At 67.9% G+C, this 23,762-nt stretch carries 22 protein-coding genes and 3 pseudogenes; 8 read left to right on the top strand and 17 right to left on the bottom strand.

Going from position 1 to position 23,762, the window contains the following annotated elements:
- Positions 1-6: 6 nt before the first annotated feature.
- The 4 genes from galK to galT are packed head-to-tail and all read right to left on the bottom strand — an operon-like array spanning position 7 to position 3,266.
- Positions 7-1,077: a galactokinase gene (galK, locus tag G4G31_RS10555; RefSeq protein WP_182991382.1), complete on the bottom strand. Its 1,071-nt coding sequence runs from the start codon at positions 1,075-1,077 to the stop codon at positions 7-9.
- Positions 1,077-1,880 (bottom strand): Xaa-Pro peptidase family protein, encoded by an 804-nt coding sequence (locus tag G4G31_RS10550; RefSeq protein ID WP_229425502.1) that lies wholly within the window; start codon positions 1,878-1,880, stop codon positions 1,077-1,079. Before G4G31_RS10550 ends, galK begins: the two co-directional genes overlap by 1 nt.
- Positions 1,846-2,175, bottom strand: a complete 330-nt coding sequence (locus G4G31_RS25705) for a hypothetical protein (RefSeq protein WP_229425501.1) — start codon at positions 2,173-2,175, stop codon at positions 1,846-1,848. The genes G4G31_RS10550 and G4G31_RS25705 overlap by 35 nt, the downstream gene beginning before the upstream one ends.
- Positions 2,172-3,266: a galactose-1-phosphate uridylyltransferase gene (gene galT / locus G4G31_RS10545; protein ID WP_182991381.1), complete on the bottom strand. Its 1,095-nt coding sequence runs from the start codon at positions 3,264-3,266 to the stop codon at positions 2,172-2,174. The genes G4G31_RS25705 and galT overlap by 4 nt, the downstream gene beginning before the upstream one ends.
- A gap of 427 nt (positions 3,267-3,693) precedes the next feature.
- Here galT and G4G31_RS10540 point away from each other — a divergent pair, with 427 nt between their 5' ends.
- Entirely contained in the window at positions 3,694-4,215 is a 522-nt protein-coding gene (locus tag G4G31_RS10540; RefSeq protein WP_182991380.1) for a hypothetical protein, read from the top strand.
- A 63-nt stretch (positions 4,216-4,278) separates the two neighbouring features.
- On the opposite strand, the gene G4G31_RS25700 is transcribed toward G4G31_RS10540, so the two are convergent.
- Positions 4,279-4,905 carry a M20/M25/M40 family metallo-hydrolase gene (locus G4G31_RS25700; RefSeq protein ID WP_229425500.1) on the bottom strand — a complete coding sequence of 209 codons (627 nt, stop codon included), beginning with the start codon at positions 4,903-4,905 and terminating at the stop codon, positions 4,279-4,281.
- Positions 4,869-5,852 (bottom strand): M20/M25/M40 family metallo-hydrolase, encoded by a 984-nt coding sequence (locus tag G4G31_RS25695; RefSeq protein ID WP_229425499.1) that lies wholly within the window; start codon positions 5,850-5,852, stop codon positions 4,869-4,871. Before G4G31_RS25695 ends, G4G31_RS25700 begins: the two co-directional genes overlap by 37 nt.
- A gap of 132 nt (positions 5,853-5,984) precedes the next feature.
- On the opposite strand from G4G31_RS25695, the gene G4G31_RS10530 reads away from it, so the two are divergent.
- The 4 genes from G4G31_RS10530 (at position 5,985) to G4G31_RS10520 (ending at position 9,226) form a co-directional block, all read left to right on the top strand.
- On the top strand, positions 5,985-6,860 hold the full coding sequence (locus G4G31_RS10530; protein WP_182991379.1) for a pirin family protein: 876 nt from the start codon (positions 5,985-5,987) through the stop codon (positions 6,858-6,860).
- 86 nt (positions 6,861-6,946) lie between these two features.
- Entirely contained in the window at positions 6,947-7,966 is a 1,020-nt protein-coding gene (locus G4G31_RS10525) for an asparaginase (protein WP_182991378.1), read from the top strand.
- A 91-nt stretch (positions 7,967-8,057) separates the two neighbouring features.
- Positions 8,058-8,294 carry a hypothetical protein gene (locus G4G31_RS24555; RefSeq protein WP_202033734.1) on the top strand — a complete coding sequence of 79 codons (237 nt, stop codon included), beginning with the start codon at positions 8,058-8,060 and terminating at the stop codon, positions 8,292-8,294.
- Positions 8,249-9,226, top strand: a complete 978-nt coding sequence (locus G4G31_RS10520) for an SDR family oxidoreductase (protein WP_202033733.1) — start codon at positions 8,249-8,251, stop codon at positions 9,224-9,226. Before G4G31_RS24555 ends, G4G31_RS10520 begins: the two co-directional genes overlap by 46 nt.
- Here G4G31_RS10520 and G4G31_RS10515 read toward each other — a convergent pair.
- Positions 9,132-9,992, bottom strand: coding sequence for a hypothetical protein (locus G4G31_RS10515; RefSeq protein WP_182991377.1), 861 nt, complete (start codon positions 9,990-9,992; stop codon positions 9,132-9,134). The genes G4G31_RS10520 and G4G31_RS10515 overlap by 95 nt on opposite strands.
- A gap of 452 nt (positions 9,993-10,444) precedes the next feature.
- On the opposite strand from G4G31_RS10515, the gene G4G31_RS10510 reads away from it, so the two are divergent.
- Positions 10,445-11,050 carry a hypothetical protein gene (locus tag G4G31_RS10510; RefSeq protein WP_229425498.1) on the top strand — a complete coding sequence of 202 codons (606 nt, stop codon included), beginning with the start codon at positions 10,445-10,447 and terminating at the stop codon, positions 11,048-11,050.
- Here G4G31_RS10510 and G4G31_RS25690 read toward each other — a convergent pair.
- Both G4G31_RS25690 and G4G31_RS10500 read right to left on the bottom strand, forming a co-directional pair.
- The gene (locus tag G4G31_RS25690) at positions 10,989-11,150 is read right to left on the bottom strand and encodes a helix-turn-helix domain-containing protein (RefSeq protein ID WP_229425497.1); all 162 of its coding nucleotides are present in this window, start codon (positions 11,148-11,150) and stop codon (positions 10,989-10,991) included. The genes G4G31_RS10510 and G4G31_RS25690 overlap by 62 nt on opposite strands.
- A 28-nt stretch (positions 11,151-11,178) precedes the next feature.
- Positions 11,179-12,015, bottom strand: a complete 837-nt coding sequence (locus G4G31_RS10500) for a GlxA family transcriptional regulator (RefSeq protein WP_182991375.1) — start codon at positions 12,013-12,015, stop codon at positions 11,179-11,181.
- Between the two features lie 108 nt (positions 12,016-12,123).
- Here G4G31_RS10500 and G4G31_RS10495 point away from each other — a divergent pair, with 108 nt between their 5' ends.
- The gene (locus tag G4G31_RS10495) at positions 12,124-12,558 is read left to right on the top strand and encodes an MAPEG family protein (RefSeq protein WP_182991374.1); all 435 of its coding nucleotides are present in this window, start codon (positions 12,124-12,126) and stop codon (positions 12,556-12,558) included.
- 11 nt (positions 12,559-12,569) lie between these two features.
- On the opposite strand, the gene G4G31_RS25685 is transcribed toward G4G31_RS10495, so the two are convergent.
- The 6 genes and pseudogenes from G4G31_RS25685 to G4G31_RS25670 all read right to left on the bottom strand — a co-directional run.
- Positions 12,570-13,250 carry a response regulator gene (locus G4G31_RS25685; protein ID WP_229425496.1) on the bottom strand — a complete coding sequence of 227 codons (681 nt, stop codon included), beginning with the start codon at positions 13,248-13,250 and terminating at the stop codon, positions 12,570-12,572.
- 298 nt (positions 13,251-13,548) lie between these two features.
- Positions 13,549-13,665: pseudogene (locus G4G31_RS25680) on the bottom strand (hypothetical protein); the annotation flags it as partial.
- A gap of 179 nt (positions 13,666-13,844) precedes the next feature.
- Positions 13,845-14,741, bottom strand: a pseudogene (locus G4G31_RS25675) (GAF domain-containing protein); the annotation flags it as partial.
- A gap of 708 nt (positions 14,742-15,449) precedes the next feature.
- Positions 15,450-16,496 carry an aldose epimerase family protein gene (locus tag G4G31_RS10485; RefSeq protein ID WP_182991373.1) on the bottom strand — a complete coding sequence of 349 codons (1,047 nt, stop codon included), beginning with the start codon at positions 16,494-16,496 and terminating at the stop codon, positions 15,450-15,452.
- A gap of 201 nt (positions 16,497-16,697) precedes the next feature.
- Positions 16,698-18,425 (bottom strand): methyl-accepting chemotaxis protein, encoded by a 1,728-nt coding sequence (locus tag G4G31_RS10480; RefSeq protein WP_182991372.1) that lies wholly within the window; start codon positions 18,423-18,425, stop codon positions 16,698-16,700.
- A gap of 28 nt (positions 18,426-18,453) precedes the next feature.
- A pseudogene (locus G4G31_RS25670) lies at positions 18,454-18,579 on the bottom strand (chemotaxis protein CheW); the annotation flags it as partial.
- Between the two features lie 299 nt (positions 18,580-18,878).
- Here G4G31_RS25670 and G4G31_RS10470 point away from each other — a divergent pair.
- A complete protein-coding gene (locus G4G31_RS10470) occupies positions 18,879-20,723 on the top strand; it encodes a PAS domain S-box protein (RefSeq protein ID WP_182991370.1) in 1,845 nt (614 codons plus the stop codon).
- 81 nt (positions 20,724-20,804) lie between these two features.
- On the opposite strand, the gene G4G31_RS10465 is transcribed toward G4G31_RS10470, so the two are convergent.
- The gene (locus G4G31_RS10465; protein WP_182991369.1) at positions 20,805-22,436 is read right to left on the bottom strand and encodes a M28 family peptidase; all 1,632 of its coding nucleotides are present in this window, start codon (positions 22,434-22,436) and stop codon (positions 20,805-20,807) included.
- A 278-nt stretch (positions 22,437-22,714) separates the two neighbouring features.
- A complete protein-coding gene (locus G4G31_RS10460) occupies positions 22,715-23,542 on the bottom strand; it encodes a family 16 glycosylhydrolase (protein ID WP_229425495.1) in 828 nt (275 codons plus the stop codon).
- Between the last annotated feature and the right edge of the window lie 220 nt (positions 23,543-23,762).

Here is a 23,762-nt window from a genome sequence, read left to right as displayed (position 1 = left end):
ATCCTTTCATTCAGTCGGAACGGGAATCAGGATGCGGCCCTGGCGGCCGTCCCGGTTGTAAGCGGCAAGGGCGGCCGCTGCGGCCTGCTGCGCATGGCCTGCGCGGCACAGTGCAACGCAGGCGCCGCCGAAGCCGGCACCGGTCAGGCGCGCACCGAGCACGCCTTCCTGCGCCCGCAACAGCTCGCACAGCACGTCGAGCTCGGGGATCGAGACTTCGTAATCGTCGCGCAGGCTGTAGTGCGATGCGTTCATCAGCTCGCCGAAGCGCTCGGCCGACACGCCTTCGGCCGCTTCCAGCACGCGCAGGTTTTCGCGTACCACGTGGCGTGCGCGACGGCGCTGCGGCTCGGGCAGCGCTTCCACGGCCTCCGGGTCCTGCACGTCGCGCAGCGCCTTCACCGAGCTTGCGCGAGGCTTCCCGCACTCGGCGCGCCGTTCGTTGTACTTGCTGCCGGCCAGCTTGCGCGCCACGCCCGAGTCGATGACGATGATCTCGGTGCCTTCCGGCAGCGGCGCCAGCCGGTGCTCGAGCGTGCGGGCGTCGATGAACAGCATGTTCGACTCGTCGGCCAGGCTCGAGGCCATCTGGTCCATGATGCCGCAGTTGACCCGCGCGTATTCGATCTCGGCACGCTGGGCCAGGCGCGCGAGCTTGACGTCGTCGAGTTCGAAGCCGAGCAGCTGGCGCAGGCCGCGCAGCATTGCCACCTCCAGCGCCGCGCTCGAGGACAGGCCCGAACCGACCGGCACGTCGGTCGACACCCAGACCCGCAGCGGCGGCACCTGCACGCCCTCGGCCTCGACCAGGCGGATGCAGCCCTCGATATAGCTGCCGAAACCGGCGGGGGCGCTGCCGTTCGGCGCGAAGGTGACGTTCGCGTCGAGCGTGCTCGAATAGAAATAGAAATGATCGTCGTTGCTCCGGGCCAGCGCCACCGTCGTGCGCTGGGGCGTGGCCACCGGCAGCATGAAGCCGTCGTTGTAGTCCGTGTGCTCGCCCAGCAGGTTCACGCGCCCGGGGGCGGATGCATGGACCTCGGGCGGCCCGCCGAAGAAGGAATCGGTCGTCACCATCAGCTTGTCTCCAGCCAAAGCGGCCGCTGGCGGCCATGCACGTTCACGGCAGGCCACTGCGGATCCAGGGTCAGGTTGTCCAGTCCCTGCGGGCCGAGGAGGAAGGTGTCCTCGATCTTCAGTCCCGCAAGGCTGGGGTTGAATGCGAATGCCATGCCGGGTTCCAGGCTGGCGGCCGTGCTGGGCGTGGCGACGATCTCGCGCGCCAGGTAGCCGGTGATGCCGCCCTGGTGGTGCTCGTCGATCGCCTTCTCGCGGTCGGCATGGCGGTAGGCGGCGTCGAACGCGTGGTACACCGCCGAAAGCGACTTGCCCGGTGTGACCGCGGCCAGGCCGGTGGCCTCGATTTCCATCAACATGGACTGCTCCTGCGGCGCACTGCCCTCGCCGCCGAAACTGACGAAGCGCGTCAGGTTCGCGTACAGGCCGTGGCGGCGCGCGCAGAACACCAGCATGGCGCGCGCGCCGAGCGGCTCGTGCGACGGCGTCGGATGACGGAACAAAGGCAGGCGCCGCGCCCCGGCCGCCATCACCGGGGCCGGATGGATGCCGCGCCGCCACAGCGCCGCCGCACCCGCCCCGGCCAGCTGCCATTCGGTCCACTCGGGCCTGGCCGCACGCAGGGTTTCCGTCATCGCCTCGGCCGCCTCGCGCCCGAGCAAACGGTAGCGCGCCTGCTCGGCCTCGCCCAGCACCATGCGGCGCTGGCGCAGCGGGTTCGGCAGCGGCTGCTCGCCGTTCTGGGGACGGTCCGACAGCACGGTGCCATCACCCGCCAGGCCCAGCACATAGCGCGCATGCAACTCGGTCTGGGCCCGGGGCGCGATGTGGAAGGTGAAGCCGGCCGGAATCTCCCTCTTCGCGCAGGCGCGCGGCTTCGATCTCGTCGGTCAGCACCACGGCTTCGTCGCGCGTGACCAGCACCTCGGCCACGCCGCTTTCCGCCGTCTGCAGCACGGCGCTGGAGCCGCCGGCGGTGATCCAGGCAAACCAGTCGATCCCGCGCAGGCGGATGGCGGCGGCCCCGGCCTTGTCCAGGCAGGCGCGTACCAGCGCAAGCTTGGCTTCGACCTCGGCGGCGCGCTCGACTCTGCTCATGCGCCCTCCTCCAGCGACACGGCGACTGCCTGCAGCTCGGCCGCGGTGTTCTCGGGCAGCACGTCCATCGCGAACATGCCGGCGCCGAGCTCGGTGCCGGCCAGGTATTTCAGGCGATCGCGCGAACGGTAAGGCGGATAGAACTGGGCGTGCAGCTGGGTTTCCGGATGGTCGGCACCGTCGGTGGGCGCCTGGTACCAGGCCATCAGGTAGGGGAAAGGCCGGTTCCACATGGTCTCGTACTTGAGCAGCACGGTCTTCAATGCGCGGGCCAGGCTGGTGCGCACTGGCGGCGTGAGCGCGGCAAAGTCCTTGCATGGGCTGGTGGGCATCACCCACACCTCGTAGGGATAGCGTGCGCAGGCGGGCACGAAGGCAATCGCATGCTCGTCCTGGTAGAGCACGCGGCGTCCGTCCTCGGCTTCGCGCTTCGCCATGTCGCACAGCAGGTTGCTGCCGTGCTCGGCGTAGTGCAGGCGCTCCTGTTCCAGCATGCGCGCCGGCACCTGCGGCACGAAGGGATAGGAATAGATCTGGCCGTGCGGATGGTGCAGCGTCACGCCGACCTCGCTGCCGCGGTTTTCGAAAGGCAGCACGTACTGGATGTGCGGCTGGGCGCCGATACGCTGGGTGCGGTCGCCCCAGACCTGGAACAGGAGTTCGATGCGCGACAGCGGCAGGTGCACCAGCGCCGCGTTCGGGTCCTGGGTAAACACCACCACCTCGCAATGGCCGTTGGCGGGCGCCGTCGGCACCGTCAGCGCCGGCGGGTCGTGCGATTCGAGCGCGAGCGAAGGAAAGCGGTTGTCGAACACCGCGATTTCGTAATCGCCCTGCGGCAGTTCGGTGGGATTACTCGGGTCGGTCGTCACCGCCAGCGGGTTGTACTGGGGTGGCGGCTGGAAGGTGCGGTTCTGTCGGAACCCGGCATAGGTGACCCACTCGCCGCGCAGCGGATGCCAGCGCAGGTGCGGGTTGGCGTGCATCGGGTCGGGAAAGGGGCTGGGCGCAATGAGCCCGTCCGGGATCGGCCGATTGCTGTAGAGAGTGAGGTTTCGTCCGTCCGGCTTCTTCAGTTCTTTGCTGTGCATGGCATCGCTAAATGTCGGCAGGTAACAAACGAGCGCAGGCAAAAAATGCCCGGCGATCGCGACTAGGAACCGATCCTAACATGGCGTTTCCACCACATTTTCCGACTAGAACGTATGTTTTTTCCAACAGTTAATGACCCATGCCGGGCTGATCTCAGCAAGCAAGGGGGGTGGTAGCGTCTCTCCTATGAGAACTGGTCACTTCCGCTGCTGACTTTTGCTACGCGGATGAGTTTTGTAGTCCTAAGCCTACAAAACGAATAGAATTATTGACACATTTTGGCGAGAAAAACCCTGACAAACTCTGCGGTAGCAAAACAGTGTTGCACCGGCCATTCTCGCGTTCCCCGCGGCCTGGCCTGGCACCTCACGTCACTCAGCTTGACATATAATTTCCATTACGAAACTCACCTCTCATGGAAGCCTCATGTCTCCCAGCAAATTCATTTCCGTCGCCGCGCTCGCGGTCGCCTGCAGTGCCCAGGCCAGCGCCGCATCGACGTCCACTCTGCCTTCAGCCGAACAGTATTTCCACCATGTCGCGATGGCCGAGCGCTGCCCGAGCAGCAAGGCGGCCACCGCGCCGAAGCTGGAACAGCTCAAGCTTCAGGTCCTCGGCTACTACCAGGCGCAGACCGCGAACCTGGATGCTACCGGCGCCGCGCCGCTTCTGGCCGCCATTCAGGAGGTCGAAGCCGGCCGGGTTCCCGCGCAGGTTCGAAAGCGCACCACCGGCACCTGGGCCACGCTCAAGCCCGACGCCGCCAAATTCATATGCGCGAACATGGCAGCGCTTATCGACAGCCAAATCGCCATGGGCGCACTGGCGCTGGCGCAGGAAAGCCGGGACCCGGCCGCAGGCGCCGCCGCCGAACGGCGCGGCATCGAGACCATCAAGTCGAACACGGAGAGTCTGCGCAACGCGCTCGGCGCTCAACAAGGGCATTGAGCGCGGCGGCATGATGCCGCGACACGATGGGCAGGAGCGTGCCTTGCACGCCCGCGCCAGCGCCTATTTCGCCAGTTCGGCCAGCACCGCCGTGTACATCTGCAGGTTCAGCAGCAGCTGCTTGAGGGTGATGAACTCGTGTTCGGAGTGGCCCGTGTACACCTCCCCCGGCATGCCGGGACCGAAGCTCACCGCATTCGGGAACAGGCGCGAATTGGTGCCGCCGCCAATCGCCACCGGCTTCGGATCCTTCACGCCCGTGAAGTAGGAAAACACGTTCATCAGCACCGGCACCTGCGGCGCATCGCGGCGCAGCCAGGGCTCGCCGGTACGCACCGAGATGTTCGCCAGCGGCAGGTTACGCTCCTGCCACCCCGCCAGCGCCGCATTGACTTCGTTCGTCAGCTGCTGGGCGCTCTTGCCCTGCGGGCGACGCAGGTTGACGGAGACCTCGATGCCGTCGTCCTTCTGGCGGATCACGGTCGGTGCCACGGTCATCGGTCCCATGAAGCCGTCGCGGTAGGCGATGCTGCCGAACTTCTCGCCGTACAGGCCTGTTCCCAGCAGCTCGTTGAGGAAGTTGACGACGCCGCCGGCCGTGGTGTTCGCCCATGGCCGCACGGCCAGCGCATCGGCCAGCATCGCCACCGCGTTCACGCCGTCCTCGGGTTTCGACGAATGGGCGGACACACGCCGTGCGCCGTCACCTGCAGCTCGCTGCCTCGCCAGACGAATGCATAGCGCATGCCGTCCTGCTTCGCGCCGCGCGCACGGATCTGCGCTTCCAATGCCGGCGTGGCGTTGGCGATCGTCGCGCTGGCGTCTTCCGGGATCTGCGAGCCGAAGAAACCGCCCGCGAAGGCGGCGATGCTCGGCTCGCCCGCGGGCGCGGCCTGCGCCCCGGTCTTCGGAATCGTCACGGCGATGGTGCCGGACGCCTTCTCGGCCACCACCGCCGGGTATTCGGCGTCGAGCGTGATGTTCATCTGCGGCGGCTCGTGGGTCTTGAGGAACTCGACCAGCGGCTCCCAGTTCGATTCCTCGCCCATGTACACATACAGCTCGATGCGCTTCGACAGGGGCAGCTGCTGGTCCTTCAGCGCCTTCATCGCATACAGGGCGGTGGCGATCGGCCCCTTGTCGTCCTCGGCGCCGCGCGCGAGCAGCTTGCCCGGTTCGCTGGCCTGGTCCAGGACAAACGGCGACTTCTTCCACTTGCTTGGGTCGACCGGCTGTACGTCGCCATGGGTGACGATGCCGACGCGCTCGCTGCCCTGCCCCATGCCGACGATCACCACCCAGCCATGGTCGGCGAAGTCGAAACCGAGACGCTCTGCCTCGCTTTTCAGGGTGTTCTTGAAGGCGATGTGCACGGGATTGCGGTCCGAGGGCAGGTTGGGGTCGGCCACCGTGTTGTGGCTGACCAGCCGGGCCAGGGTCTCGACGACGCGGTTGCGGTAGGTCGTGACGGCGTACTTGGCCGCCTTGACCGCGGCGGCGCTGGGCACCGCCGTTTGCCCGCCCGTGTGCTTGCCCGTGTGCGCGGCGGGCGCGGGTTTGTCCTGTGCGGGGGCGGCATTGGCGCAAGCCTGCGCACTGGCGGCCAGCAGCAGGCCGGCGAGAATGCGTGTCTTCATGTCTGTCTCCATTGCAATTTTGCAACGAGTCTAGCACAGGGACATCGGCCGCACGGGCACGCGCGTGCACCCCGGATCGGTACAGCAAAATCCGGTATCGTAGTCACAACGCATCGTATAAAGAGGCATGAGATGAGCATCAAGAGCGTGCGCCGGGTCCACCCGGCCTACCGTGACGACATCGGCGACCTGGTCACCCAGCGGCCGCTGCCCAGCGCGCACCTGGACCAGGTCGATCCCTTCCTGTTCCTGAACCACCACGGTCCCCAGACCTATCCGCCGCACAACCGCGGCCTGCCTTTCGGCCCGCATCCGCACCGCGGCTTCGAGACCGTCACCTTCATCCTCGCCGGCATGCTGATGCACAAGGACAGCGCCGGTCACGAAAGCATCATCCGCGCCGGCGGGGTGCAGTGGATGACGGCTGGCAGCGGCCTGGTGCACGCGGAAGTGTCGCCGCCGGAATTCCTCGAGCGCGGCGGCCGCCTCGAGATCCTGCAACTGTGGGTCAACCTGCCGCCGCACCTCAAAATGACGGCGCCGAAGTACACGGGGCTGCAGCAAAGCGACATCCCCGCGCTGGCGCTCGACGGCGGACGCGTCACGCTACATCTCGTCGCCGGCGAGTTCGCCGGCAGCACGGGACCGGTAGAGTCGCTCACCGGGGTCTTCATGAGCACTGTCAGCCTGCGCCCCGGCGGGCGCCTGCGCATGCCGATCCTGGCCCGCCGCAACGTCTTCCTGTACGTGGTGCGCGGCGCGCTCGAAGTGGGCGTGGCGGCCGACCGCATCGGTGCCTTCCACCTGGTCGACATGGCCATCGAAGGCGACGAGCTCGACATCGCCGCGCCCGAGGACGCGCCAAGCGACACCTTCGTCCTGCTCGGCCACGCCGACCCGATCGGCGCGCCGCTCGTCTCGCATGGGCCATTCGTGATGAACTCGCGCGCCGAGATCGAAGAGGCGATCCGCGACTATCAGGCTGGTCGCTTCGGGCCGCCGATGTAATCTCCACCAGTGCCCGGCTGCGCGTGCGCTGCGCGGCGCGGCCCTGGTTTACATTGATGACCGATTCATTTTTGCGAGAACCGAGCATGCAGGCTGTCCCCCTTGTCGCCACCACCCGTGGCTACCCCTCCTCCGGCTATGTCGTCGAGAACGTCCATGCCGGCTCGATCGCCGTCGTCGATACAAGCGGCAAGCTGCTGGCCTGGGCCGGCGACCCGCACTACCCCACTTTCACCCGTTCGGCCCTGAAGCCCTTCCAGGCCCTGCCCTTCCTGGCCGGCGAGGGCCCCGCGAAGTTCGGCCTCGAACAGGGCGAACTGGCGCTGCTGTGCGCCAGCCACTCGGGCGAGGAAAAGCACCTGGCGGGCGTGCGCGCCATCCTCGACAAGATCGGCGTGGACGAAGCCCACCTCGAATGCGGCTGCGGCACGCCGCTCTACTACGACGCGATGGGGCTGCCCGTACCGGCCACCCGCTTCACCCCACTGCACCACAACTGCTCGGGCAAGCACAGCGGCTTTCTCGGCTGGTGCCGCCAGCACGGCGCGCCGCTCGAAGGCTATGTCGACCCGCAGCACCCCCTGCAGCGGGCCATCCGCGCCGCGCTGGCCGACGCGGTCGGCCAGCCCGAAGCCAGCCTGCCGCTGGGGATCGACGGCTGCTCGGCGCCGAACTACGCGCTGCCGCTGGCGAGCCTGGCGCACCTGTATGCCCGTCTCGGCCAGGGCGCCCGCGATCCGCGCCTGGGTGCGGCACTCGGACCGCTGTTCGACGCCATGACGGGGCGGCCCGACATGGTCTCCGGCACCGAGCGCAGCGACCTCATCCTGATGAGCGCGGGCGGCGGCGACTGGGTGGCCAAGATCGGCGCCGACGCCGTGCAGGCGATCGGCGTCCGCTCGGCCGGGATCGGCATCGCCATCAAGGTCATGGACGGCAACAACCGCGGCCTGCACACCATCACCTACAAGGTGCTCGACCAGCTTGGCCTGCTCGACGACACGCGCCGCGCGGCGCTGGAGCGCTTCCGCCAGCCGCAGATCCGCAACGCGCGCGGTACGGTGGCAGGCGATATCCGGCCGCTGTTCACCTTGCAACGGGCCTGAGGCAAACGCTTTCGTGCCAGGCGGTATCGGACAGCGGCGGTCGGTAGATTCGTCTTAAGATGGACTCATCGTTGTCCCCCGTGGAGTCCCTATGCCTGTGTCTGACCAGTCCGCCATGCGGCGGCTGCTGTACATCCTTGCCCTGTTGCCGGCGCTTCTATTTGGTGGCTGCGCCAGCACGCTGTCGGCCGACGAAGCGGCCACCGTGGCCGGCAAGACCTATGTCGTGACGGGCGCCTCGAGCGGTTTCGGCGCGGCGGCGTCGCCCTGCGCCTGGGCGCGATGCACGCCAACGTGGTGCTGGCCGCGCGCCGCACCGAGGTGTTGAACGAAGTCGCGGGCCAGGTCACGGCCGCCGGCGGCACGGCGCTCGTCGTCACGGTCGACGTCGCCCGTCCCGAGGACCTACGCCGCCTGGCCGAGGAAACGGTGCGCCGCTTCGGCCGCATCGACGTCTGGATCAACAACGCGGGCGTCGGCGCGATCGGCGAATTCGACAAGATTCCGATGGAAGACCACGCGCGCGTCGTCGACGTCAACCTCAAGGGCGTCATCTACGGCAGCCACGTCGCGCTGCGCCAGTTCCGCCAGCAGGGTCACGGCGTCCTGATGAACATCGGCTCGGTGGAAAGCGAGGTACCGCAGGCCTATCACGCGTCCTACTCCTCGACCAAGGCCGCGGTGCTGGCCCCGGGACGGGCGCTGCGCGAGGAACTGCGCCTGGCCGGCCAGGACCGCATCGCCGTCACGACCGTGCTGCCCCGGGCGGCCGATACGCCCTTTTTCGAACACGCTTCCAACTACAGCGGCCACGCGCCGCGCATGCCATTGATGGACGATCCGGCCAAGGTGGTCGACATCATCGTGCGCGCCTCGGTCTATCCGCGCGAGGAAGTCCCGGCCGGCTGGAAGGCACGCAGCGCCTACTGGGGCCACCGCATCGCACCGGACATCACCGAGCGTATTTCGGCCGGCGTCGCCCGCAAGGGAGCAGTTCGAACTGGGCAGCCCGGTCCCAAGCAGCAGCAACGCCATCCACCAGCCGACGCCCGGCGGAACCGGAGTCGACGGCGGCGTGCGGGCACGCATGGAGCGCGAGGATGCGGCACGCAAGGCGGGGCCGTAGGGTGGGGTCCAGCCAACAATGTTTCCGCGGTCCACTTCCTCACTCCGCCATCCGCCGCAACATCGCCGCCAGCGCCTCGAGCACCTGCACATCCTGCCAGTAGGCGCTGTGCGACAAGGGATTCCAGCTCTTGAGCATCCAGGTCACCGCGCCCTGCCCGGCATTGATGGCGCGGTCCTCGACCAGGGCGGCGTAGCCGGGCGATAGCGGGCGCAGGGGCCAGCCCAGCACGTCGTCGGGGTCGTACAGGTTCAGCCAGTGGAAATGGGGCGTCGGCGGCGCGATCGGCTTGACGTGCATCTCCTTGTGGGCGGCGACGAAAATCGGGATGTTGCAGCCGGTCGTCACCAGGCCGCTGCAGGTGCCGGCGGCCAGGTACCACTTTTCGTGCTCGGTCAGTGCGCGCCCCACCGCCGGGCGCGCCCAGGCGTCGATGTCGCGCCAGATGCCGGCCGCCACCGGTTCGCCGGCGCGCGCCTTCTGCGCATCGTAGATGTAGCTCGACAGCACCTGGCAGCCGAGGGAGTGCGCCAGGAACACCACCGGCATGTCCGGATTCAGGGTGCAGGCACCGAGCAGGGCGCGCGCGATCTCGCCCTGGGCCAGCTCGTACACCGACCCATGCATCTCCTTGCGGTTTTCCAGCCCGGCGGCGTCGGCAAAGCCGAACAGCAGGAATTTGCGTAGCTGGTCGTAATGCACCTTGCTCTGGGTATCGACGCGCTTCCAGACGATCTGCTCGTTCTTTTGCAGGATGTGCTGGTAGTAGACGGAGAAGAAGGCGGCGCGCTCGCGCAGCTGCGGACCGAGCCTGGCGCGCATCTCGCCGAACACGCCCGCCGCGTAGTCGCGCGGGGTCTCGCCCATTCCGTGAACCGTGATCAATGCGACTTGGGGCATGCTGGCCTCCCCTCGATGCCGGCAAGTTCTTCGCCGGCGAAGCCCTTGTTTCACGCCAGCTTACCACCTCCCGCCCGCCACCGCCGGTCCCGCTGGCCCGCGCGCGGCACCCGCGACGCACGCCCCTCCTGCCCCTTTACCTAATTTTTCGCGGGAACTATAATTTTCTCAAGATTAACGCCAGCCTCCACCATGACGCCGCTCCTGTTTCCCGACTACGTCGATGCGATCCGCGCGCTCGACCTGCGTTCGGTGACGGCACCGGCGGCGATACCGGAGCGCTTCCTGCTGGGGCGCGAAGGCCGCGTCAGCGCCCACTACATCCCCTTCGAATACGTCAACCCACGCGCCCGCCTGGTCGTGGTCGGCATCGCGCCGGGCTTTGTGCAATGGAAGAACGCGCTGGCCGAGACCCAGCGCCAGCTGGCGGCCGGCAGCGCCCGGAAGACGTATTGCGCGCGGCGCGCCTGGCGGGCGCGTTCAGCGGCGCGATCCGGCCGAACTTCGTCGCCCTGCTCGACGCCATCGGCATGCAGCGCTGGCTCGGCATCGCCAGCTGCGCTTCGCTGTTCGATGCCGACGCCCACCTGGTGCAGATCGGCGCCATCCTGCGCCACCCGATTTTCGTCGACGGCAAGAACTACAGCGGCACGCCCGGCATCGTGAAGCAGCCCTTCCTGCGCGAACAGGTGCTGCGCTACTTTGCCCACGAAGCCCGGCAGATGCCGGACGCCCTCTACATTCCGATGGGCGCCAGCGTGGCCGAAGGGCTGGACTGGCTGGCGCGCGAAGGCGTGATCAAGCGCGACCGCATCCTGCACGGCCTGCCCCACCCTTCCGGCGCCAACGCCGAACGCGTCGCCTACTTCCTCGGCCGCAAGGACCGCGCCGCGCTGTCGGTCCAAGACCAACCCGCGCCAGATCGACGCCGCCCGCGCCACGCTGCTGGCGCAGATGGCGGCGCTCCAATCCTGACCCGGGCCGCGCAGCGATCTGCTACCTGGCCAGCGAAAACCGCTGCCGATACTCCCTCGGCGTCAGCGCCGCCCAGCGCTTGAACACCTTGCTGAAGCTGGCGACATCCTCGTAGCCGCAGCGCGCCGTGATCTCGTCGAGCGGCAAGGCCGTCGTCTCGAGCAAGGCCTTGGCCCGCTCCACGCGCAGCTGCTGCGCATACTGGATCGGACTATGCCCGAGCGCCTCCCCGGAAGCGCCGCAGCAGCGTCCGTTCGCTGGTGTGGCAGTGCGCGGCCAGCTGCGCCATCGACCAGGGCCGGTCCAGGCGCGCATTGAGCCAGCGGCGCGCGCGCGCGATCGTCGGCGAGGCGCCCCGGGCGACCATGGCATCGGCGATGTACGGCGCCTGGCTGGCGCGGTGGGCGTCCATCACCAGCACCTTGGCGGTGATCTGGCGTAGTTCCTCGCCGCCGAAATGCCCGATCAGCCAGAGGGTCAGGTCCATGGTCGAGCCGAAGCCGCCCGAAGAAACGAAGGGCCCGTCGTGCACGACCAGTGCGTCGGCGTCGAGCGCGACCTGCGGGAACTGCTGGCGGAACCAGGCCGACAGCCACCAGCTGGTGGTGGCCTTGCGCCCGTCGAGCAGGCCCGCGCCCGCGACCAGGCAGGTACTCGAGCAGCTCGAGGCCAGCAGGCCGCCACCGCCCAGCCAGGAGCGCAGCGCCGCCATTTCCGGCGCCAGTGTCTCCAGCACCCGCGCCACGTCGCGCGCCGAGTCGTGCGCAATGCCGGGCAGGATCAGGGCGTCGAGCCGGGCGTCAAGCAGCGGCGCCAGCGCGAAGCCCAGGCCGTCGACGCTGATGGCGGGTTCGCCGCGCGCACCCAGCCAACTGGCTTCGAAACGGACGCGCGCGCCAGCCGGACGGTAGCCGGACAGCGTGTTCGCAATGCGCAGCACGTCGAGCGGCACGACGACGCCGCTGCGCAGGCAGCCGGGATAGGCCAGCACGCCGATACGGATGGTCTTGACGCCCGCCGCTTCGGTAGAGGTAACGAGTGAGCTCATCTGGCGGATTAGACCATAACATTGTCGCTTTCGCCACTGTCGCCCCGGGCCGCCTCCTCCGATAATCCTCTCACCGCATCCGCGGCATGAAGAAAATGGAGAAAGCCGATGAGTACCTATCCCGCCTGGCAGGCCTTTGTCTGCGCGCTGATCGCCCTGTTTGCCAAGACCACCGCCACCAGCGTCCTGCAGGTCGTCAGCCGCTTGCGCGCGCGCACCTTCCTGCTACCGGAAGACGCCGCGTTGCTGCGCGTGGCTACCGCCGCCGAGGAAGCGCCGATCGTGCGCCGCTGCGCGGCCGTGTGGCGCAACGATGTGGAAAACCTGCCGCTGTTCCCGGCGCTGGCCCTGTGCTGGGTGCTGGCCGGCGCGCAGGCTCGTGAGGCCGCGCTGCTCTTCAGCGCCTACGTCGGCCTGCGCTACCTGCATACGGGCGCCTTGCTGGCCGCCCTGCAGCCTTGGCGCGCCCTCCTCTACCCGGGCAGCCTTGGCGTGCTGTGGACGATCGCCGTGCGCCTGGCCCTGCGCGTGCTGGGCACCTGACGCAGGCCGCGTCAGGCCCTTGCCACCGACTGCAGTATCTTCACCAGCGCCGCCATGTCGAGCGGCTTGACCAGATGGTGCGCGAAGCCGGCTGCGCGTGCACGCTCGCGGTCGCGCTCCTGCCCGTAGCCGGTGGCGGCGATCAGGCAGGCGCCCTGCGTCTCGGCCTGGCCGCGCAGCAGCGAGGCGAGCTGGTAGCCGTCCATGTCGGGCAGGCCGATGTCGACCACCATCGCATCGGGCCGCTCGCGCGTCGCCCGGTCCAGCGCGGCGCGCGCGCTGTACTCGACCATCACCGCGTGTCCCTGCGCGCGCAGCAGCGTCGCCAGGCTGTCGGCGGCGTCCTCGTTGTCGTCGACGATAATGAGGCGCAGCGGCCGGTAGGCTGCCGCGTCCAGCCCGCCCTGGCGCCGCGCGCCGGACGTCGTGTCCATGGCTGCCTGCTCCGTCAGCGTGCACGGCAGCACGATGGCGAAGGTGCTGCCCAGCCCGACGCCTTCGCTGTGGGCATGGACTTCGCCGCCGTGCAGGTCGATCAGCTTCTTGACCAGCGCCAGCCCGAGTCCCAGCCCGCCCTGCGAGCGCGCCAGCGTGCGCGCCCCTGCGTGAACAGGTCGAACACGCTCGGCAGCAGGTCGGACGGCATGCCCGAGCCGTTGTCGCGCACTTCCAGGCGCGCGCGCTGGCGCCATCGCTCGCCAGCGTGACCCAGATGGTGCCGGCCGGCGGCGTGTACTTGGCCGCATTGTTGAGGATATTCGCGATGGCCTGGATCAGGCGCGTGCCGTCGCCCTGCACATGGACCGGGCAATCCGGCAGGGCGACTTCCACGCGATGGGCTTTTTCCTCGAACAGCGGCCGGGTCTGGTCGAGGGCGCTGCGCACCACTTCGCACAGGTCGACCTCGCTCACCTGCAGCGTGACCAGGCCGCGGGTGACGCGCGAGACATCGAGCAGGTCGTCGATCAGGCGGCTCATGTGCTTGACCTGGCGGCTGATGATGGCGCTGGCCTGGCGAATGCGCGGCTCTTCGCGGTAGAGGATGCCGAGCATGCCGGCCGAGCTGCTGATCGGCGCCAGCGGGTTGCGCAGCTCGTGCGCCAGCATGGCCGAAATTCGTCTTTCATGCGGGAGAGGCGCTCGGCCTCGACGCGCGCGGCGCGCTCGCTTTGCAGCAGGGCGTCGCGCTCCAGGGCCGACTTGCGGGCCACCTCGTACAGGCGCGCATTGTCCATCGCCACCGCGGCCTGGGCGGCGACGCCGGCGACGATCCGTTCGGTGCGCTCGGTGAAGACACCTGGCTCGGGATGGCCGAACACCAGGCCGCCCAGCACCGTGCCCGCTTGCGAGACCACCGGCACCGCCAGGTAGCTGCGCACAGGTTGAAGATCAGGCGGCAGCCCCGGCGGCAGGTCCGCCAGCGGCGGCACGCGCGGCTCCTGCAGCCCGGCCGCCAGGTCGTCGCTGCGCACCGGCCCGTGGTGCTCGAAGGCCGGCGCCAGCAACTGCGCGATGCGCGCGCCCTCTTCTCCCGCAAAGGCCTCGCGCGCAGCGCCGGCCAGCGTAATGAGCCGCATGACGTCGCCGCGTTCCTCGTGGCCGTTGTAGAAAAAAGCGCCGAAGCGCGCGCCGGACAATTGGGTGCCGGCTTCGGTGACCGCCTGCAGCAGCGTGTCGAGGTCGAGCGTGGAGGCCAGCGCCTGGCCGGAGCGGTTCAGCACCTCGAGGATGCGCGTTTCGTCGCGCAGGGTTTCCTCGATGCGGGCGCGGCGCACCGCCTCGCGCGTGTGGCGTGCCACATCCTCGGCCAGCGTCACCTCGCGCTCGTTCCAGTCGCGCGGCATTGGCTCGTGCAGGTAGAAGATGGCCGCCAGGCGGCCCGCCTCGTGGATCGGAACGACGATCATCGCGCGCGCATCGATGCTGGCATAGCCGGCCGCGTAGGGCGCGGCCTGGGGGTCGCTGCCGACGTCGTCGAGCCGCAGCACCCGCCCCTGGCGCAGCTGATTGACGAGCGCCGGGCCGAAGCTGTCGAGCGGACGGCTCGCGCCGGTCAGGCTGGCCACCCTGCCGTCGGTCCAGTCGCGCTCCACGCTGACGACCTGGCCGCTGGCGTCGATCTCGCCGTAACCGGCCCGTCCCACCGCCAGGTACTTGCCGATCAGCGCGCTTGCTGCCCCCATGATCGCGATCGGGTCGAGCAGTTCGCGCAGCGTCGCCGCCAGCTTGAGGTGGAAGGCATGCTGCTGCTCGGCCAGCACGCGCGCCGTGGTATCGGTCAGCACGCAATATGCGCCGATCACCTGGCCGCGCTCGCGCACCGGCGAGACCGACAGCGAGACATAGCGCCGCAGCTCGCGTCCCTGCCGCTCCACGCCCGGGGGCAAGTCCTCGCACAGGACGGCATCGCCCGCCAGGACGCCTTCGACGATGGGCAGCACCTCGGTCCAGGATCCGGTGCAGGCCTCTGCCAGCGGCTGGTTCAGCGCATCCGGATGGCGCCCGCCCAGCAGGTCGACGCAGGCTTCGTTGTAGAGCAGCCGCAGCTGCGGCCCCCAGGCGACGAACATCGGGACGCGCGAGTCGAGCATCAGGTCGACGACGGCGCGCAAGGGGTCCGGCCACGAACGCCCGGTGCCAGGCGCATGTGCGGTGCCCAGCAGCGAGCGGACACGGTCACCGCCGGCGGCAAGAGAGGAAGCGCTGATCGCTGTGTTCATGCGGCTGTTTTCATGCGGGCGTGAGCGGCTGACACGATGGTCGTTCGAACGATTATAGCGGTCGAACGCCCCCGCAAGAAGGCGCATTCCTCCTAGCGTAACCGGGTCATGCGCCCCGGGTAGAAGCGCATGCGCCGCGCATGAAAAGGGCGCAAACGGGGCGCCGGCGCCCTATTTTTCGACCGAAAAACGGAAACGCGATTCGGTCTCGTAGACCTCGCCCGGACGCAGGATCGTGTTCGGGAATCCCGGCTGGTTGGGCGAATCGGGGAAGTGCTGGGGCTCGAGGCAGAAGCCGCCGCGATACGGATAGCTTTGTCCTTTGCCGCGCAGGGAGCCGTCGAGGAAGTTACCGCTGTAGAACTGCACGCCGGGCTCCTGCGTGAACAGCTCCAGCACGCGTCCCGAACCGGGGTCGCGCACGCGCGCGGCCAGGCTCATCGCACCGGGCTGCTTGTCGAGGACGAAGCAATGGTCGTAGCCGCCGCCGTGGCGCAGCTGCTCGTGCGCCTCGTCGATGCGCGCGCCGATCGGACGCGCCGTGCGGAAATCGAAAGGGGTACCAGTCGCGTCCATCAGCGTCCCCGTCGGCACCAGGTCGGCGTCGACCGGCACGATGGCGCCGGCGGCGATCTCGATCTCGTGGTCGAGGATGCTTCCACCGCCTGCGAGGTTGAAATAGCTGTGCTGGGTCAGGTTCACCGGCGTGGCACGGTCGGTCACGGCATGGAAACGCACCACGATGGCATTGTCTTCGCTCAGGCGATAGCGCACCGTCGCCTCGAGCGTGCCCGGGTAGCCCTGCTCGCCGTCAGGGCTGCGGTAGGACAGCACCAGCTCCTCGCCCTCGACGCGGGCCTGCCACTTGACCCGGTCGAAACCGGGCACGCCGCCGTGCAGGTGGTTCTTGCCGTTGTTGACCGGTAGCAGGTACTGCCGGCCATCGAGCGTGAAGCGTCCGCCCGCGATGCGGTTGCCGTAGCGGCCGATCAGGGCGCCGAAATACGGGCTGTCGTTCAGGTAGGGAGCGAGCGTGTCGAAGCCGAGGGCGACGTCGGCCAGGCGGCCTGCGCGATCGGGTACGTGGATCTCGGTGATGATGCCGCCGAAATCGAGGATATTGACCCGCATGCCGCTGCCGTTGGCAAGCGTGAACACGGTGACTTCCTCGCCGCCTGGCAGTTGGCCGAAGGGCGCTTGCACGATACCGGTTTGCACGTTGTCGATTCTCCTGGTGATGGGCGAATGGCGGCCGCGGGACGGCCACCAGGGATGGCACCGATGCTAGCATGCTCGCCCGCGGCCCAGCGCGACGTTGGCGCAGCCGCCGCGCGCCGCACAAATGAAAAAAGCCTGCGCAAGCGCAGGCTCCCTTCCAGCAGCGGCGTCATCAAGCGACGCCGGTTACCGTGACGGCGATCAGAACTCTTCCCAGTCGCCGCCATCGGCGCCAACGGTCGCCTTCCGGGCGGCCGGCTTGCGCACGGGCGTGGCGGCCCTGGCCGAGCGTGCCGGCTGCGCCAGTGCCGGACGCGCAGCCTGTTGCTTTGCCGCCGGTGCCGCCGGTGCCGCCGGCGCAGCCTGGGCACGCGCAAGTTCGGCCCCGTCGATGCGGAACACGCTCACGGCGCGCGACAGGTGGGCGGCCTGCTCCTGCATCGAAGCGGACGCGGCAGCAGCCTCTTCGACCAGCGCGGCGTTCTGCTGGGTCACCTGGTCCATCTGGGCGACGGCTTCGTTGATCTGCTCGATGCCGGCGGTCTGCTCGACGCTGGCGGAGGTGATCTCGCCCATGATGTCGGTGACGCGGCGCACGCTGTCGACGATCTCGTCCATCGTCGCGCCGGCTTCACCCACCAGCTTGCTGCCAGCCTCGACGGCCTGGGCCGAGTCGCCGATCAGGCCCTTGATTTCCACGGCGGCGGCGGCCGACCGCTGGGCAAGGTTGCGCACCTCGGAAGCGACGACCGCGAAACCGCGGCCCTGCTCGCCGGCCCTGGCCGCTTCCACGGCGGCGTTCAAGGCCAGGATGTTGGTCTGGAAAGCGATGCCGTCGATGACGCCGATGATGTCGGCGATCTTGCCGGCCGACGCATTGATCTGGTCCATGGTGCCGACCACGTCACCGATCACGCGGCCACCGCGCTGGGCCACCTGCGAGGCGGCGTCGGCCAGCATGTTGGCCTGGCGGGCGTTATCGGCGTTCTGCTTCACGGTCGAAGTCAGTTCTTCCATCGACGAGGCGGTTTCTTCCAGCGAGGAGGCCTGCTGCTCGGTACGGGCGGACAAGTCGAGGCTGCCCGCGGCCACTTCCGCCGAGGCGGTACCGATGGTTTCGGTCCCGGTGCGTACCGTGACGACCGTGCGCACCAGGTTCTCGTTCATGGTCTTCAAAGCCTGCAGCAGCATGCCGGTTTCGTCCTGGCTGGTGATCTCGATGCGGCTGGTGAGGTCGCCCGCGGCCACCGTGTTCGCCACTTCCAGCGCCCGGGCCATCGGGCGGGTGATCGAACGGGTGTTCCACCAGGCGATGAGCGCGGCCAGCGCGAGCGAGACCGCGCCGAGAAGGATCATCATGAAACGGGTGGTCTCGAAGGTGGCGTGGGCCGCCTCGGCGGTCTCGTTGCTGATCCTGGCCTGCAGCGCGATCTGCTGGGCCACGGCCATCTTCAGTTCAGCCAGCACCGGACGGATTTCCTGCTTCAGGTAGCGGCGCATTTCGGCTTCGTCGCCGGCCTCGATCCGTTTGATCAGTTCGCCCTGGCACCTGGCATATTTTTCGTGCGCTTCCGTCATGCGCGCGAGCAGCGCCTGTGCGCTGGGGTTGACCAGCATGTGGCTCAGTTTGGCCAGCTGCTCTTCGGCCGCCTGGCGCGAGGCGCTGATTTCGGCGAGCTGTTTCTGGCGGTCGGCCGGATCGGCATCGAGCATCATGTTGCGCAGGGCAATGGCAACGTCGTTGATTTCCGACTGGACAGCGGTGGTGGCGATGACGTTCGGAATGCGGCGGCCGGCCAGTTCGGCCGTGCCTGCGTTGACCCGGTCGAGCGCGTCCTGGCTGAGGATCTGGGTACCGACGAGGAGGAAGCACAAGGTGCCGAAGCCCAGGGACAGGCGTTGTGCGATTTTCAGGTTTGCGAGTTTCATGTGCGAATTCGGATAGTCATAAGGGACATCAGGCGGCTTGCGCCAGCGGATTGGCCAGGCCCATCTCGGGCGTGCCCATCAGGTGCTCGATGTCGAGGAGGATCAGCATGCGTCCGCCGACCGTGCCCAGGCCGGGCAGGCTGCCGGCGTCGATGTCGCCGCCCGAGCCGGTGTGGACCACTTGCTCGATCGCCGCTTTGCTCCCAAGGTAAAGCGGGGCACGCGGCGGTGCCGACATTGCCCCAAGGAAAAGGAAGCTTACGGTATCCGTCCGCTGAACTCGATGGACAAATGTTAATTCCACCGAAAAAAGTGCGCCACAACCAGTAGTCTATCGCGCCCCCGCAACGCTCCGGGAGCGAAGGCATCGCCTCGTTGCAAGCCTGGAATCTTGCGCCGTTTCGCAATCTGCTACAGTGGTTCTTATGATGACTACCTGTGCCTACGGAGCCCATGCCACCCAGCTTTCCCCCTGACGAAGACGAACGGCGTGCCCTGCTCGCCTCGCTCGACCTGCTCGATACCGACGCCGAGGAAGTGTTCGACCGCATCACGCGCCTGGTCAGCCGGCTGCTGAAGGTGCCGATTGCGCTGTTCACCCTGGTCGACACCGAACGGCAGTGGTTCAAGTCGCGCGTCGGCATGGATGTGAGCGAAACGCCGCGCGAGCACGCCTTCTGTGCCCATGCGATCCTGCAGGACCAGCCTCTCATCGTGCACGATGCCAGCCTCGACGCGCGCTTTGCCGATAACCCTTTGGTGACGGGCGATCCGCACATCCGTTTCTATGCCGGCGTGCCGATCCGCTCCAGCGGCGGGCTGGCGGTCGGTACCCTGTGCGCGATCGACCGCGACGCGCGCGTGCTGACCGCCGACGAGCTGTGCATCATGATCGACCTGGCCGACGTGGTGCAAAAGGAGGTCCAGCACCGCGAACGCGTGGCCGCGGTCGGACGCCACCTGATGGGCGCCAGCGAAGCGCGCTTTCGCTCGATCTTCGACCTGGCCAGCATCGGCATCGCCCTCGTCTCGCCCACCGGCGGCTGGCTCAGCGTGAACAATGCGCTGTGCCGCATCGTCGGCTATGCGCCGGACGAGATGCAGCGCCTGACTTTCCAGGACATCACCCATCCCGACGACCTCGAACTCGACATCGGTCTGCTGGGGCAGCTGCGCGACGGCGAAATCGAGCAGTACCAGCTCGAGAAGCGCTACATCCACAAGGACGGACGCATCGTCTGGATCAACCTGAACGTGAGCAAGAAGACCAATGGGGCCGGGCAGATCGAGTACTACATCGCGGTGATCAAGGAGATTGGCGCCCAGAAGGAAGCGGAAGCGGCCCTGGCGGCGCTGCATGCCGACCTGGAAGCGCGGGTGGCGCAGCGCACGGCCGAACTGCGCGAGCGCGAGACCGAACTGCGCAGCGTGATCGAGAATGCCAACGACGCCTACATCGGCCTCGACCAGGAAGGCCGGGTCACGGTCTGGAACCGGGCGGCCGAGCAGACCTTCGGCTTTGCCGCCAGCGAGACGATCGGCCTGCCCCTCGAGCGCCTGATCATTCCGCCGGAGCTGGCTGGCGCCCACCAGGGCGGCATGCTGCGCAACCTGTCCGGCCAGCCGTCGACGGTGCTGGGCAAGCGGCTCGAGTTGCCGGCGGTACGCAAGGACGGTTCGCGCCTGATGGTGGAGGTTCGCATCAATGCACTGGAAGTGCGCGGACAGCGCATGTTCAGCGCCTTCCTGCACGATATTTCGGAACGCAAGCAGCTTGAAGCCGCACGCGAATACGAAACCCGCCACGACCTGCTCACCGGCCTGCCGAACCGGCGCGCGCTGCAGGAGACGCTGCCGGTGGCGCAATCGCGCGCCACCCGTAGCGGGCGCAGCCTGGCGCTGCTGTTCATCGACCTCGACGGCTTCAAGGCCGTCAACGACAGCTTCGGCCACGAGGCGGGCGACCGCCTGCTGTGCGAGACGGCTGCCCGCCTGCGCACGGCGCTACGCAAGACCGACAGCGTCTTCCGGCTGGCCGGCGACGAATTCACGGTGCTGCTGGAATGCCTGGCCGATTCCGAGGCCGACGCCCACACGGTGGCACACAAGATCGTCGACGACCTGGCGCGCCCGGTGGCGGTGGAAGACGGCAGCGCGACCGTCGGCGCCAGCATCGGCCTGGCCGTCTTCACGCCCGGCAGCCGCGCCACGGCCGCCGACCTGCTGCGCGAGGCCGACCAGCGCATGTACCAGGCCAAGCGCGCGGGCAAGGGCCAGGTGTTCCCGCAACGGAGTTAGGAGCAGAGGGGCAACGGTACGCAGGATCGCGGCATGTCGCGTCCGCGATCGCGCGGGCGCCCAGGCGGGGCCGACTCCCTCTTAACGCTTGACGCGCCCGAACGGATCGCCCTTCTTCCAGCTCGGCATGGCGGGTGCGTTCGCCACCGCATAGCCGAGGTTGAGCGTAAACTGGGCCTGCTGCACCATGCCCGACAGGTCCCACTCCGGGTGGTACTCGTCCGTCACCTGGTGGTAGTCGCCCTTGAAGCCGACCATCTTCGCGCTGGCCTGGGCCTGGTCGTGCTCGAACTCGAAGTGGCCATCGCCCGAAAACACGGCCGAGCCGACGTTAAAGGCGGGCACGCCGGCCTTCGCGAAATTGAAATGGTCGGCGCGGAAGTAGGCGCCGGACAGGTCTGGAATGGTCGGGGCCAGCTTCAAACCCATTTTCTTCGCCACCGCGCCGGCCGTGTCGTACAGGCTGCTGCGCTCCGCGCCAGGCACGCCGATATCGCGCGTGCGTCCGACGAAATTCAGGCTGTCGAGGTTGAGGTCGGCCGCGGTTTTTGCCAGTGGCACCACCGGATTGGCGACATAGGCCGCGCTGCCCAGCAGGCCCTGCTCTTCCGCCGCCGGCCACAGGAAGACCTGGGTGCGGCGGGTCGGCTTCTTCACCGCTTCGGCGGCCATTGCCAGGAGCGCGGCAGTGCCGGTGGCGTTGTCGACGGCGCCGTTGAATACGTGGTCGTGGCCGTCCTTGCCGGCGCTGTTCGGGTCGACGCCGAAATGGTCCCAGTGCGCCGAATACACGACCGCCTGGTCTTTCAGTTTGGGGTCAAGGCCGGGAACGATGCCGACCACGTTGAAGTCCTCGACCTGGCGGATCACGGACTTGATCTCGACGTGGGCACGCGTCTTGAGGTCGACCGGACGGAAGTCGCGCTTCTCGGCCTCAAGACGCAGGCGGTCGAGGTCGAAGCCGGCGGCTGCGAACAATTCGCGCGCGGCGTCCTCGTGCAGCCAGCCTTCGATCGGGTTGCCGGGGCCGGCCAGGTGGAAGCGCTCGTGGGCGAAGCCATTGGCCGGCACGCTCCACGGGTAGGACGAGGACGGTGTGGTGTGGATCAGCAGCGCACCGGCGGCGCCGCGCCGTACCGCTTCTTCATACTTGTAGAGCCAGCGCCCGTACCAGGTATAGGCCTTGCCGGCGAAACGGTTCGGCTCTTCGCTTGTGGGCTGCGGATCGTTGACCATCATGACGAGGATCTTGCCCTTGAGGTCCTGGCCCTTGTAGTCGTCCCAGTTTTCCTCCGGCGCGCTGACGCCGTACCCGACGAAGACGAGCGGCGCGTCGAAGGCCAGCTGCGTCTTGCCGCTGCCCGTGCCGAACACGATGCCCTGGCCAATGGCGGGCGCGATGCGCTTGCCGCCGGCGTCGAAGCTGACGCTGCTGCCTGCTTGCAGCTTGCTGCCCTCGATCCGCACCGGCTGGCGGTAGCCGCCGCCGGGGATGGGTTTCAAACCGATGGCCGCGGCCTGGGTCTCGAGGTAGCGCACCGTCAGCAGCCCGCCGCGCTGGCCGGTGCCGCGGCCCTCCAGCAGGTCGTCGGCGAGGTAGGACAGGTGGGCGCGCAGGGCCGCTTCCTGCACGGCGGGAGCTTGCTGGGCCTGGACGGCGGAACACAGGCTGAGGGCGGCGCAGGTGGCCGCGACAAGGGGACGAAGGCGCATCGGGGTTTTCTCGGGCGGTGGACGATGGGGCATCTTACCGCATGCGCCGGATGCGCCTCGCAAGCGCAGCGACGAGCAATCGCGCTTCGTAGGGTGGGCACTCCGTGCCCACGCGGTATAGGGCCGACGAGCATTGCGGCGATGTTTATATGAGCGGACAGCGCTCCATGGCGATATGATCGGCGTTTCGATTACTCATCCGTAATAGTCCGCGTGGGCACAAGTGCCCACCCTACATGACTGGTACGGCGAGACGATGCAACGCCGCCATGAGCGTTTCACGCGCCCGGCGGCCGGCGATAGACGCGGACGTAGTCCACCAGCATGCGCTGCGGCAGCGGTGTCGTCGCATCCGGATAGCCCGGCCAGTAGCCGCCCACGGCCAGGTTCAGGATCACGAAGAACGGATGCTCGAACACCCACTCGCCCTTCACCAGCTTTGGCGTGGCGGTGTGGTAGAGGATGCCGTCGCGGTACCAACGGATTTCGTGCGGCTCCCATTCGACGGCAAAGACGTGGAAGTCGTCGGCATAGGCGCCCATCGAAAGCGCCGACGGGCCGCCGAAGCCGTGCTCGCCCGAGTAGCCGGGTCCGTGCAGGGTGCCGTGCACGATGCCAGGCTCCTTGCCGATGTTTTCCATGATGTCGATCTCGCCGCAGCGCGGCCAGCCGGTCGTCCCGATATCGGCGCCGAGCAGCCAGAATGCCGGCCAGATGCCCTGCCCGCGCGGAATCCTGATGCGCGCCTCGTAGCGGCCGTGGGTGCGTTCCACCAGTCCCGCGGTCTTGATGCGCGCCGAGGTGTAGGCCATGCCGTGTTCGGGCTCGCGGCGCGCCTCGATGACGAGCATGCCCTCTTCCAGGCGCAGATTGCCGGCGCGGTCGGTGTAGTACTGCTGTTCGTTGTTGCTGGGCGTGCCGGGCCCGACGTCGACGCGCCACTTCGCGCGATCGAGCGTAGCGCCGTCGAACTCGTCCTGCCAGTCCAGGACCCAGTCGGCAGGCGCGGCCGGGGCAACTGGTGCAGGCGCGGAAAACGCGCCCGCCATGACGGCACCCGACAACATGGCGACTGCCAATGCGGCACGCGCCATGCTTCTGGTCATGCTTTTTCCGGTCATGCTCCGCCTGTAGATGGAAACGTTACCAAAATCGTGCCGCCGAATGTAGCACCCTTCGATTTCGGGTGTCAACGCTGTTCGCCGGCGCGCCGTATTGTTGCGTCCAGCACGCACTTTCCAGCACTAACAATATTCCGTTGACAATTTATTTTCCTGACCCTAATATTCAGCCAGATTGTATGGAAACGTTTCCATCGTTTCCAAA

Source organism: Massilia sp. Se16.2.3, from assembly GCF_014171595.1.
GTDB lineage: Bacteria > Pseudomonadota > Gammaproteobacteria > Burkholderiales > Burkholderiaceae_D > Telluria.
This window is presented reverse-complemented; position numbering and strand designations above follow the sequence as displayed.